The following is a 13560-nucleotide window of genomic DNA, read 5'->3' on the forward strand; positions in this document are numbered from 1 at the left end:
CTTTTAGCAATAATTAATCTATTTAAGACTAAAGAATAAACTTATTTTTTATTAGATTTATTAGGTGTATATAAAATAAATATATTAAAAAATAAACTTATTATTTGTAAATATAGTTTTTAAAATTTGGTTTTATAAAAATCTATTATTAAAAATTAAGACATTGAAGGAAAGGAGGAAACGGAAATGTTTTATAATAAATCAAAAAAGATAATAGCTTATATTATAACTTTTATGATAATTTCTTTTTTACTGTTTTCTTCTTTATTTATAATTAAAAATGTTAATCACGACTGTGTGGGGGACGACTGTCCGATATGTAATTTTATTCATGATATTGAACATGTTTTAAAAAATCTAGACAGCGGGAAAGCTGTATGGAGTTTTTATTTATTTAAAATTTTATTTTATTTCAATTTAATAACATTTATTTCTTATTCTGTTCTTAAGAGAACTTTGATTTTAGAAAAGGTCAGACTCAATAATTAAAATAAACCTTTAGTATGGGTAATCTTTTATAGGTTAAATTATTACCCTTTTATTTTTATGCAAAAAATTAAAAAAAGAGAGGTTTATTATGAAAAAATTAATATGTGGTTTAATGATTGTGGTTTTATCTTTAAGCTGTTTTTTCGGCTGCGGTACAAACAAAGGTAAAAAAGAAGAAGGAAAAATAAAAATTGTTACGACAATTTTTCCGGAATACGACTGGGTTATGAATGTGCTTGGTGACAAAAAAGACAATGCAGATGTTACTTTGCTTCTTGATAACGGAGTGGATTTACATAGTTATCAGCCTACTGCCGATGATATTTTAAAAATTTCAAACTGTGATTTATTTATATACGTAGGCGGAGAGTCTGACGACTGGGTTCAAGATGTTTTGAAAAAAGCAGACAATAAAAACATGAAAGTTATTAATCTTCTTGAAGTTTTGTCAGACAATGTAAAAGAAGAAGAGATTGTTGAAGGAATGGAAAGTGAAGAAGAACATGAACATGATAAAGACAATGAAAAAGAGAAAGCACAGGTTGAAAATAATAAGGAAGAGGAAAAAGAAATAGATGAACACGTTTGGCTTTCTTTAAACAGCTCTAAAATTATAGTAAATAAAATCGGAAGCACATTAATGGAAATAGACAAATCAAACAAAGACACTTTTAAGAAAAACACACAAGATTATATAAAAAAATTAGACAAGCTCAATGTAAAATACAAAGAAACAATAAAAAAAGCAAATAAAAAGACTCTTATATTTGCAGACCGTTTCCCATTTAGATATCTGCTTGATGATTACGGGCTAAAATATTATGCAGCATTTGCAGGATGCAGTGCAGAAACTGAAGCAAGTTTTGAAACGGTTAGTTTTCTATCAAAGAAAACAGATGAACTATCACTAAACTATATTATAACCATAGAAGGTTCTGATGGAAAACTTGCAAAAACCATTATTTCAAACACTAAAAGTAAGAATCAAAAGGTTTTGACCATGGATTCAATGCAGTCTACTACTTCAAAGGATATTAAGTCAGGAAAGACTTATATTGATACAATGGAAAAAAATCTTAAGGTGATTGAAGAAGCCGTAAAATAAGGAGGTAAATATGTCTTTTATAACCATAAAAAATCTTTCAATTGGATATAATACAACCCCCATAAGAGAAAATATAAATTTTAATATAGAAAAGGGAGATTATCTTTGTATTTTCGGAGAAAACGGAAGTGGAAAGACGACTTTATTAAAGACACTTTTAGGTCTTAAAAATCCAATAAAAGGAGATATTATCTTTGGGGATAATCTAAATAGGAATGAAATAGGTTATCTTCCTCAGCTTGATGAAATACAAAAGGATTTCCCGGCATCTGTTTGGGAAGTTGTACTGTCCGGGTGTCAGTCAAAGCTTGGCTTTAGCCCTTTCTATTCTAAAGAAAACAAGAAAACGGCAGAAAAGAACATGGAGAAAATGGGAATAAAAAATTTAAAAAGGTGTTGTTTTAGCGAGCTTTCAGGAGGGCAGAGACAGAGGGCTTTATTTGCAAGGGCTCTTTGCGCCGCAGAGAATGTGCTTTTTCTAGATGAACCTGTAACGGGACTTGATCAGGGAGCCTGCAGGGATATGTATGAAATGATTTCAATGTTAAATAAAGAAGGCCTTACCATAGTGAGTATATCTCATGATATTAAAAATTCAATTAAATACTGCAGTAAGGTTTTATATCTTGGTAAAAAAAGTTTATTTTTATCTAAGGATGATTATGTTGATTTAGTATATAAGAGTAAAACGCTTAAAGATGGAGGGGTAAGGAAATGATTGAAAAGTTGATATTTTACCTTGATTATCCATTTGTTGTTTATGCGTTAATAGTGGGGGTGCTTATTGCTCTTTGCTCTTCTCTTTTGGGAGTCATTCTTGTATTAAAAAGATTTTCTTTTATAGGTGATGGACTTTCCCATGTAGCTTTTTCCCTTATAACTGTGGCTTCTGTTTTAAATCTTACTAACGATATGCTTCTTGTTCTTCCGTGTACAATAATATGTGCTGTATTCTTACTAAAGTCCGGAAAGAACACTAAGGTGAAAGGGGATGCAATGATAGCAATGCTTTCTGTTTCTTCTTTAGCATTTGGATATTTAATAATGAATGTATTTTCTACATCTTCAAATTTAAGCGGAGACGTCTGTACAACTCTTTTTGGTTCAACATCAATACTTACTTTATCACATTATGATGTTTTAATGTGTATAGCATTATCGGTAGTTGTGGTATTGTTTTTCATTTTATTCTACAACAAGATATTTGCGGTTACTTTTGATGAGGATTTTTCAAAGGCTGTGGGAGTAAATGCAAACAGATATAATTTAATGATAGCAATAATAATTGCAGTAATAATAGTTCTTGCAATGAATCTTGTAGGTTCGCTTTTAATATCTGCTCTCATTATTTTCCCTGCACTTTGTGCAATGAGGTTATTTAAAAGTTTTAAAGCCGTTAGTGTATGTTCCGCTTTTATTTCTGTATTTTGTGCATTGTTTGGGATAATAATATCCATCCTTGCAGGCACACCCGTAGGTTCAAGTATTGTAGCAATAAATGCAGTTATGTTTATAGCCTGTTATTTTATAGGAATGGTAAGAGGAGGTATTTAAGATGAAAAAAGCAGTTGTAATGTTAATGTGTATTATTATATCAATATCTTTTATTTCTTGTTCGTCAGAAGAAGCTGAAAATCAAAGCACACCTCAAAACGATTTACAAAGCACTGATAAAGAAAATACAATAAATGAAAATACTGAAAAAGAAAGTTCCGATAATAAAAAATCGGACAAAAAGGAAATTGTAGATTTAACTAAACTTTCCTCTACCATGGTTTATTCCGAAGTATACAATATAATGGTAAATCCTGACGATTATGTAGGAAAGATAATAAAGATGAAAGGAACATTTAATGTTTATCACGACGAGAAAAAGGACAAGAATTATTATTCCTGTATAATTCAGGATGCAACGGCGTGTTGTGCGCAGGGAATAGAGTTTAATTTAAAAGGTGATTATGAATATCCAAAGGATTATCCTAAAGAAGGCTCTGAAATTACGGTTATGGGTGAATTTATCCGATATAGTGAAGGAAAACACGTTTACTGTACTTTGAAAGATGCAAAATTATTATAAGATTATATATGGTTAATTTAAGACTAAAAGGACGGTTTTATGCCGTTCTTTTTTTATGTGGGAAATTTTTCCCTGTCTTTTTTGTGTTTTGATATTTTATTGTCAAAATTTTGGATTTATTGTAAAATAGAAGGTAAGAATTCTGAACTAATAGAAGTAAATAGTTAGATTAATATAAATTAGAGGGGTAAGATATGATTACTGGTGAAATAAAAAATAAAATAGACGGTTTATGGGATGTGTTTTTTTCTGGCGGACTTACAAATCCAATGGATGTAATTGAGCAGATGACATATTTAATGTTTATTCATGATTTAGACGAAGCGGACAACAGGAAGAAAAAAGAAAGCATAATGCTTAATATTCCTTATGAGACCGTATTTAAAGAGATTGTTGTTAATATAGATGGAAGAGAAATAAAGGGGCAGGAGCTTAAATGGAGCATATTCAGGGATTACCCTGCAGAAAAGATGTATGATGTTGTGGGGAATTATGTATTCCCATTTATTAAAACTCTTGACGGTAACAAAGAAAGTGCGTATTCAAAGTATATGGGGGATGCGATTTTTAAAGTTCCAACACCTTTAGTTCTTGAAAAAATTGTTACGGGAATGGATGAAATTTATACAAATTCAAATAGGGTACATGATTTGGATTTTAGAGGGGATATTTATGAATATCTTCTTTCAAAGATTGCCACTGCGGGAGTAAACGGACAGTTTAGAACTCCAAGACATATTATTAAGATGATGGTTGAACTTATGAAACCGAAGGCTGATGATGTTATATGTGACCCTGCCTGCGGTACTTCGGGATTTTTGGTAAGTGCGGGAGAGTGGATAAAGGAAAACAGAAAAGAAGAAGTGTTCTTTAATAAAGAAAAAAGAGAACATTATATGACAAAGATGTTTACAGGTTACGATATGGACAGGACTATGCTTAGAATCGGAGCCATGAACATGATGACCCACGGGGTTGAAAGCCCTAACATTGAATATAAAGACAGTTTATCAGACCAAAACGAAGATAAGGATAAATATACTTTAATATTGGCAAATCCACCTTTTAAAGGAAGCCTTGACTATGACATAGTATCAGCGGATTTGCTAAAAGTATGCAAAACAAAAAAGACAGAACTTTTATTCCTTGCGTTATTTTTAAGAATGCTTAAAATCGGCGGAAGGTGTGCTTGTATTGTTCCTGATGGGGTATTATTCGGTTCTTCAAATGCTCATAAACAGGTAAGAAAGGCGATAGTCGAAGAAAACAGACTGGAAGCCGTTATTTCCATGCCTTCGGGGGTATTTAAACCTTATGCGGGAGTATCCACTGCGATTTTGATTTTCACAAAAACAGGAAACGGCGGAACTGATGATGTATGGTTTTACGATATGAAAGCCGACGGTTTCAGCCTTGACGATAAGAGAAGCGAAGTAAAGGAAAATGATATCCCTGATATAATAGAAAGATTTAACAACTTAGATAAAGAAAAAGACAGAAAGAGAACCGAGCAGTCATTCTTTGTAAATAAAGAAGAGATTGCGGAAAACGACTATGATTTATCAATAAACAAATATAAAGAAATCGAATATATCCCTGTTGAATATCCACCTACAAGGGAAATTATCGGAAACATAAACACCCTTCAAAGAGAAATTGACGAAGACATGAACAAGCTTATAGATATGCTTGGGGAGGGGGAGTAAGGTGAAGGTTAAGTTAGGAGATATTGCAACATATATAAATGGTTATGCATTTAAACCGAGTGATTGGAAAACACAAGGTATTCCAATAATTAGAATACAAGACTTAACAGGAAATAGTTATCAAACAAATTATTATGACGGAGAAAGTATTGATAAAAAATATGAAGTTAATGAAGGAGATGTTTTAATTTCATGGTCTGCAAGTTTAGGTGTATATATATGGAAAGGTGAAAAAGCATTATTAAATCAGCATATATTTAAAGTTGTTTTTGACAAAATCGATATAGATAAAATGTATTATATATATGCATTAAAATTTAGTTTAATGAAAATGAAATCTTTTATGCATGGGGCAACCATGAAGCATATTGTAAAGAAAGATTTTGATAACATAACAATACCTTTTCCTTCATTAGAAGAACAAAGTAAAATAGCAGGTATTTTGCAATTAGTAGAAGGAATAATCGAAAAAAGAAAAAAACAGCTTGAAGATTTGGACGAGCTTGTTAAGGCTAGATTTGTTGAGATGTTTGGGGATCCGGTGGAGAACCCTATGGGGTGGGAAATTGGCAAGATAAGAGATATTGTTAGTGATGTTCGATATGGAACAAGTCGTCCTGCTGTTGAGAATGGTCAATATCCTTATTTAAGAATGAATAATATTACATATAATGGAGAATTGGATTTATCTGATATAAAAAAAATAGATATTCCTGAAAATGAATTGGAAAAATGTACGGTTAGATTTGGTGATGTTCTTTTTAATAGGACTAATAGTCGAGAACTTGTTGGAAAAACATGTGTATATAATCGAAATGAATTAATGGTTCTTGCTGGTTTCATAATAAGAGTAAGAGTTAATGAAAGAATGTTACCTGAATTTTTATCTTCATTTTTAAATTCTGATTTTTCAAAGAAAATGTTATTAAATATGTGTAAAACTGCTATTGGACAAGCAAATATAAATGCACAAGAAATGCAAAATATTAATATATATATACCACCTATAAATGTTCAAGAAACGTTTGTCAATTTTAAACTTGAAGTTGATAATATTAAAGAGAAGATACAAAAATCACTTGATGAAACGCAGGTGTTGTTTGATAGTCTAATGCAAAAATATTTTTAGGGGTTTTACCCCTAAAACCCCACGACTTTTTTATTCGCCTAAAAAAGTCGAAAAAAATGGCGCCACTGGGCGTGGAGGTTTAGAGTTTCGCTCTAAAGAGCGACCATATTTTTGCCAAAGCCCAAAAATATGGGAAAAACGCTTTTACTCATGCGCCGTAAAGGCTTATAACGTGGTCGGATTTTCTAAAAATCTCTGCCCGAGATTTTTGAAACGACCACTACCGCTACCCCGGGGTGGGGGAATGATTTGAGGTGATGATATGGAAGAAGATAAAAGGTTAGAAGTTATTGATTTAAATGGTGTTAAAAATACTAAATATAATACAAAATTAATACCTAATCAGAGTGCAAATACGTTATTTAATTTTATGGATGACTTTATATATTTAGAAGAAATGATTGAAGAAAAGTGTATTTATCCAAGATATTCAAAAGAAGATTTTTCTTTTTTAAATATTCCAAATATTGAAACCTTTTATATTGCAATGAAATGTTTTTGTGATATTCATTTACATATGGTTTCTAAACATAAAGAAGAGTTTGGTGATTATGCTATCGGATTAACTAAAGAATGGGGAGTAAGGAATGGATTACAACCTATTATATATTGTAATAAAAATTCATCATATGTAAAATCAATAAAAATATCATATGATAGTTTTAATAGATTTAAAGATGAATTTAGAGAAGATAGAAATAATTCAAAAATTATAAATGATATGGCAGAAAGTTTTAATCAGTCTTTAAAACTTTTAAAACCTATGTTTGGTAAATCTAATAAAACAAAAAAAGAGAAATTTTTTACTGATGAACAAGAATGGAGATATATTCCCAACATTCAAAATGATTTACATTTAAAAGAAGTATTTTCATATAATTTTTTTCAAGAGAAAGATAAATTTGAACGTTATAATAAAAAGTTAAAAGAAAAAAAATATGCGATTAAATTTGAGTATAATGATGTTAGATATATTATTGTAGAAAGTGAAACTCATAAAAATACTTTGATTAATAGTATTGTTAATATTAAAGATATAAGCGATAAAGAAAAATATAATTTGCTTACAAAAATTTTAGTTTGGGACGAATGTAAAGGAGATTTTTAATGGCAAACTTTTTTGAAAATTTTGGTGATGAAAGAAATTGTAAAGAAATTCTACCGGAAGTTTTAGAAATGATTTCTGCAAAGTATAATGGTGCTTTTTTTTACGAGCGAGATGAGAAAAGTAAGGCTTATTTTTTGAATTTAAATAAAGATAAAAATATAAACTTTGAGATAAAGAATTTGGAAATAATCGGTTTGGATGAAATAAAAAAAAATTGTGGGAAAGAAGATTTAACATTTGAAGAATTACTAAATTATTCAACAAATGCAATGGAATATATAGAAATAAAATTAAATAAGGATTTTCCGATTACAATAAATGGAGTAAATTTAGATGAAAGAGACCTTATTCTTTCGGAAAATACTGTTTCTAAAAGAAATACTAAATTATACATAAAATCAGGAGATGAATCTAAGGAAATACCTTTAAAAATTACTGAAACGGAAGGTGGAAATGTTTATGTTTTTACAGCTTATCAAAAACCATGTAAGTCGTTATATAAAAGAAAATATTCGACAAAAGATGATAAATGGCTTATTATTGATATTGATATAGATAGAAAAAAGGGGAAAATACATTTTAAATATACACTTAATAATAAAATTATAAAAACTGCAGAGGATTATTTATCTGCTTTAAAATTTGTAAAAAATGCTGATAAAAATACTATTGATTTTTTAGATTTTAAATATAATCTTTCTGGAGATAAAAATATTTTGCCTGATGATAGCCTTATTGAAATATGGGAAAATATTGTTGCATTAGAAAAAGAACTTGGTTTCAAATTTGAGCTTGGAGAAGATAAGACATTAAGTGACAAAGAAATTATACAAATAAAGAAATTATATAGAACTTTAGTAGAAAAGAAACCTTTTAAATGGGATGAGAAATTGAATAATTTAAGTTTTGATATTTTAGATGAAAGTAAAAAAATAATTAAAGACTTTAGAGATAAAAAAGGTAAATTTGCTTTGTTTGGTGATGGTAAGGATGATGATGTTGAAATAGCTTTTTCAAAGTCTGTGGAATTATATCAAATTAGTGCGTTTTTTAATTTAAAATATGATTATGATGAAACAGACAAAAAGAATAAAAAATATGTGATTTATTTTAAAAATGATAACAATGATGAAAGATATAAAAGTGTAATGTTCTTTAAAACAGAAGAAGAGATGAATAAATTTAAAAGTGATAACAATTTTTTAAATATTTTAGCAAAAGCAGAAGAATTAAAAGGGATACAAAAGAGAGAATCTTAATATTGTTCATAGGTTTGGGGTAGCTTTTCTGTCCGTAAAATGCGGGTAGCATTTTGCGAGACATTGAAAAGCGTTTAAGCCTTCACGGCGTTTGAGAGAAAGCCTTTTTCCCATATTTTTGGGCTTTGGCAAAAATATGGTCGGGTTGTTAAGGGTTGAAAACCCTTAAATATGGAGAGCATTTTATGAGACATTGAAAAGCGTTTAAGGCTCTTCGCCTAGAAGCGCCCTTTTATTCGACTTTTTTAGGCGAGTAAAAAAGTCGTGGGGTGTAAGGGGCAAAGCCCCTTAAAGAAAAGAAATATTTAAAGAAAAGGTTGTTAAGGGCATAGCCCTTAAATAATAGGGGTATAAGGGGCAAAGCCCCTTAAGAAAGGTTCTTAAGGGAACTCCCTTAAGAAAGGAAAGGAGAAAGTTATGACCAACTTTGATTTTCTTTTAAAAGAGAAAAAGTTTGAAAGTTTTGCAAATATTGCCGTATCGGCAGAAAAGATATTTAATATAGACATGGAAGCCTGCGCCATAAACTGCAGAAAGGCTATGGAAATAGCAATTAAGTGGATTTACAGTGTTGACAGGATACTCGATAAACCATACAGGGATAATCTGCAGACTCTTATGAACAGCGAAGAGTTTAGGGATATTATAGACAGCGATTTATATAAGAGAATGGACTTTATAAGAATAGTAGGCAATAACGCTGCTCATGAAAACAAAAAGGTAAGCGAGGAACAGGTTAAACTGTCCCTTGAAAACCTGTTTGTATTTATGGACTTTGTGGCTTACTGTTATGCAGACAGCTACGAAGAGAGAAAATATGACCCTTCACTTCTTGAAAGAAAAGAAGAAGAGAAGGTAAAAAAAGAATTTGCAGACATAGACTTAGAAAAACTTTTAAAAGAAAACGAAGAATTAAGGAAACAGCTTTCAATACAAGGAGAAGAAAAGAGAGAAACATATACCCCAAAATCTCTGGACTTATCGGAATTTAAGACTAGGAAAATATATATTGATACCATGCTTAGCGATGTGGGCTGGGTTAAGGGAAAAGACTGGATAGACGAAGTTGAAGTTAAGGGAATGCCTAACAAAGGCGGGGTAGGATATATAGATTATGTATTATATGATGATGCAAACGTGCCTTTGGCGATTATAGAAGCGAAGAAACTTTGTAAAGAACCTTCTGCGGGCAGACAACAGGCTAAACTTTATGCGGATATTTTACAAAAAGAGTATGGAAGAAGACCGGTTGTATTTTTAACAAACGGATTTAAAACATATATAGACGACGGAGAATATCAAGAAAGAGAAGTTTCCTTTATATACTCAAAGAGAGATTTGGAAAAGCTCTTTAACTTAAAACTTACAAAGGAAAGTTTGAAATATATAAAAATAGATAAGAACATTGCGGGAAGATATTATCAAGAAGGAGCGGTAAAAGCCGTATGCGATGCATTTGATAAGAAGAGAAGAAAGGCTTTACTTGTAATGGCTACGGGGTCTGGAAAGACAAGAACCGTAATATCTTTATGCGATGTGCTTTTAAGAAAAGGCTGGGTTAAAAATATATTATTTTTGGCAGACCGTAATTCTCTTGTAACCCAGGCAAAGAGAAGTTTTGTAAATCTGCTTCCTAATCTTTCTGTTACCAACTTATGCGAGGATAAGGGAAATTATTCTGCACACTGTGTATTCTCAACTTATCAAACCATGATAAACGTAATAGACAGCGTAAGGGATGAAAAGGGGAGGATGTTCAGCTGCGGACATTTTGACCTTGTGATATGCGACGAGGCACACAGGTCTATTTATAATAAATACAAAGAAATATTTGAATACTTTGATGCTCCTTTGGTTGGGCTTACGGCTACGCCTAAGGATGAAGTAGGGAAAAACACATACGATATATTCGGACTTGAAAACGGAGTTCCGACTTATGGGTATGAACTTGGACAGGCTGTAAAAGACGGATATTTGGTGGATTATATAACCATTGAAACGAAGCTTAAGTTTATGGAAGAGGGAATAAGCTACAATGAATTAGACGAAGAGGAAAGGGAAGAGTATGAAAACACCTTTAAAAACGAAGACGGAACCATACCTCTACATATAGATTCATCAAAGTTAAATTCTTTTGTATTTAACGAGGACACCATAAAGCAGGTATTAAACACCTTAATGACAGATGGATTAAAAATAGATTACGGCGAAAAGATAGGCAAGAGCATAATCTTTGCAAAAAATCACAAACACGCAGAAAAGATACTTGAAGTATTTAACAAGGAATATCCACACTTAAAAGGATATGCTTCTGTTATAGATAATTATACCAATTACGCACAAAGTGCCATTGATGAATTTGCCACTTTAAGTAAGCTTCCTATGATTGCAATTTCCGTTGATATGCTGGATACGGGGATTGATGTGCCTGAAATATTAAACCTTGTGTTTTTCAAAAAAGTAATGAGCAAGGCGAAGTTCTGGCAGATGATAGGAAGAGGAACAAGACTTTGCGAAGGGCTTATTGACGGAGAGGATAAGAAGAACTTTTACATATTTGATTTTTGCTCTAACTTTGAATTCTTTTCCATGGGAGGAGAAAACAAAGAAGCAGGGGAAGTTAAAACCCTTCAAAGCAGTATATTTAATCTTGAATTTAATCTTTGTTATAAACTTCAAGACAGCGCTTATCAAAATGATAAACTACGAGATTTTAGAGATAAATTGGTTGATGATTTAATAAGGAAAGTAGGAAGACTTAACAAAGATAATTTTGCGGTTAGAAAGCATATTCAAATTGTGGAAAAATATCTTATTAAAGAAAGTTACAATGTAATAGATTTTAGGGAGCTTGAGGAAGTAAAAGAAGAACTTTCACCTTTGATACTGCCTGATGAGGACGACCCAAGGGCGGTAAGGTTTGACGCACTTATTTATATGGTTGAACTTTCAATACTTGAAGGAAATAAATACACCAGAGGAATAAGCGATATAGAAAAAAGGGCAAGTGCCTTAAAAAAGGTTACTACAATACCGGAAGTTATGGATAACATAGACATAATAAATAAGGCATCAGACAGAGAAAGACTAAACAATATGGACATTGAAGGGTTAGAGGAAATAAGGAAAGCTCTTCGTGATTTGATGAAATATATTCCAAAGAGTAAAAAGAACATTTACAGCACTCATTTTGACGATGATATACTTTCTAAACAAGTCAATGCTTCATCCTTTAGCGATGACGGGCTTGAAAACTACAAAGAAAAAGCAGAGTTTTACATAAGGAACCATATGGACGAAGAGGTAATAAAGAAGATAAAGAACAATAGACCTCTTGGCAGTGAAGACATGAAAAAGCTTGAAGACATACTTTGGAACAAAATAGGTTCAAAAGCTGATTATATGGGAGAGTTTGGAGGTAAACCTCTTGGGGAATTTGTAAGGCAGATTGTAGGGCTTGACATGAACGCCGCAAAAGAAGCATTTTCAGGATACATATCAAGAAATAATCTAAACAGCAATCAGATATATTTTGTAAACCAGGTTATAGAGTACATTGTAAAAAACGGGGTTATGAAAGATTTTTCCGTAATGACACAATCGCCTTTTAACGATGCGGGAAGCGTTGCGGATTTATTTGAAAGTGATATGACTGTTTGGAATTCACTTCTTGGGGTGATTAGGGAAATTAATGCTAATGCCGGGGTGTAGGTGATATATGGAGGATTGAGATAAAATGAGTTTAGATAAAAAGACTATAGAAACATTGTCTGTTAATGCAGTAGAAGAAAGTGTTGTTACATCTGGTTTATTAGATAGTTATATTAACGAAAATGATAAAGAGCCTTCATGGGATGGGGCTGTTTATATATATAAATGTAAAAAGAAAACAAAAGAAAATTTGAGAGGAAGAATGCCTGTTCAAGTAAAAGGGAAAGAGTGTAATGATCACTCGAAAAAAACTATTTCGTTTTCTATACCAACAGTGGATTTAAAAAATTATCTTAATGATGGAGGATGTATGTTTTTTGTTGTATATATTGGTAATAATGGGCTTACAAAAAAAATATATTATGATGAACTTACACCGATAAAATTAAGACAAATATTATCTGAATCAAAAAAACAAAAAAATAAAAGTTTGCATTTAAAAGAATTTCCGGTAGATAATAATGAAAAAAATACAGTTTTTTTAAATTGTTTACAAAACTGCGAAAAGCAAAAAAGTTTTAAAGATTGTGAGTTGTTTAGTTTAGATGAATTAACTCAAAAAAATGTGTTAGAAGATCTTTTTATTCCTGTTGAATTTGCTGGAAAATTTAATTTACAGACATTTTTATTAAAAAATGATTTTTATATTTATGCTAAGATTAAAGGGAGTTCAGTTCTCCATCCCATTAATATAATTCTTAAAAATATACATACTCATCAGATAATAGATGGGTTGATTACAATTGATGATAAAGTGTTTTACAAAAATTTTGAAGTCGAAAAAACTGCCATTGAAAAAATTATTCATATTGGAGAAAGCTTTTCTATTCATTTTATTGAAAACAGTAATGAAGTTAATTTTAGATATAACAACTCTAAAAAATTGAGTGTATTAGTACATGATCTTAATTTTTTTCTTACATATATTGAAAAAGGATATTTTAATATAGATAATGTAAGAATTCCATTTAATTGT

11 protein-coding genes are annotated in these 13560 nt (G+C 30.9%); all 11 read left to right on the forward strand.

Annotated features, from left to right (window positions below; all coding sequences use genetic code 11):
* Nucleotides 1-186: 186 nt before the first annotated feature.
* Nucleotides 187-489, forward strand: a complete 303-nt coding sequence (locus tag FGQ49_RS09120; RefSeq protein WP_138269559.1) for a hypothetical protein — start codon at nt 187-189, stop codon at nt 487-489.
* An 88-nt stretch (nt 490-577) separates the two neighbouring features.
* Nucleotides 578-1594, forward strand: a complete 1017-nt coding sequence (locus FGQ49_RS09125) for a metal ABC transporter substrate-binding protein (RefSeq protein ID WP_138269560.1) — start codon at nt 578-580, stop codon at nt 1592-1594.
* A gap of 10 nt (nt 1595-1604) precedes the next feature.
* Complete coding sequence (locus FGQ49_RS09130) at nt 1605-2312, forward strand: metal ABC transporter ATP-binding protein (protein WP_138269561.1); 708 nt, start codon at nt 1605-1607, stop codon at nt 2310-2312.
* Complete coding sequence (locus tag FGQ49_RS09135) at nt 2309-3148, forward strand: metal ABC transporter permease (RefSeq protein ID WP_138269562.1); 840 nt, start codon at nt 2309-2311, stop codon at nt 3146-3148. The genes FGQ49_RS09130 and FGQ49_RS09135 overlap by 4 nt, the downstream gene beginning before the upstream one ends.
* 1 nt (nt 3149) lies before the next feature.
* Entirely contained in the window at nt 3150-3671 is a 522-nt protein-coding gene (locus FGQ49_RS09140) for a hypothetical protein (RefSeq protein ID WP_138269563.1), read from the forward strand.
* Between the two features lie 194 nt (nt 3672-3865).
* A complete protein-coding gene (locus tag FGQ49_RS09145) occupies nt 3866-5377 on the forward strand; it encodes an HsdM family class I SAM-dependent methyltransferase (RefSeq protein ID WP_138269564.1) in 1512 nt (503 codons plus the stop codon).
* 1 nt (nt 5378) lies between these two features.
* Entirely contained in the window at nt 5379-6506 is a 1128-nt protein-coding gene (locus FGQ49_RS09150; RefSeq protein ID WP_138269565.1) for a restriction endonuclease subunit S, read from the forward strand.
* A 262-nt stretch (nt 6507-6768) separates the two neighbouring features.
* Nucleotides 6769-7614, forward strand: a complete 846-nt coding sequence (locus FGQ49_RS09155) for an abortive infection system antitoxin AbiGi family protein (protein ID WP_138269566.1) — start codon at nt 6769-6771, stop codon at nt 7612-7614.
* A complete protein-coding gene (locus FGQ49_RS09160) occupies nt 7614-8873 on the forward strand; it encodes an abortive infection system toxin AbiGii family protein (RefSeq protein WP_138269567.1) in 1260 nt (419 codons plus the stop codon). Before FGQ49_RS09155 ends, FGQ49_RS09160 begins: the two co-directional genes overlap by 1 nt.
* A 417-nt stretch (nt 8874-9290) precedes the next feature.
* Nucleotides 9291-12584 carry a DEAD/DEAH box helicase family protein gene (locus FGQ49_RS09165; RefSeq protein ID WP_138269568.1) on the forward strand — a complete coding sequence of 1098 codons (3294 nt, stop codon included), beginning with the start codon at nt 9291-9293 and terminating at the stop codon, nt 12582-12584.
* 25 nt (nt 12585-12609) lie between these two features.
* Nucleotides 12610-13560, forward strand: a 951-nt coding sequence (locus FGQ49_RS09170) for a DUF4365 domain-containing protein (protein WP_138269569.1), incomplete at its 3' end; no start/stop codon positions are given.

Source organism: Anaerofustis stercorihominis, from assembly GCF_005844425.1.
Lineage (GTDB): Bacteria > Bacillota > Clostridia > Eubacteriales > Anaerofustaceae > Anaerofustis > Anaerofustis butyriciformans.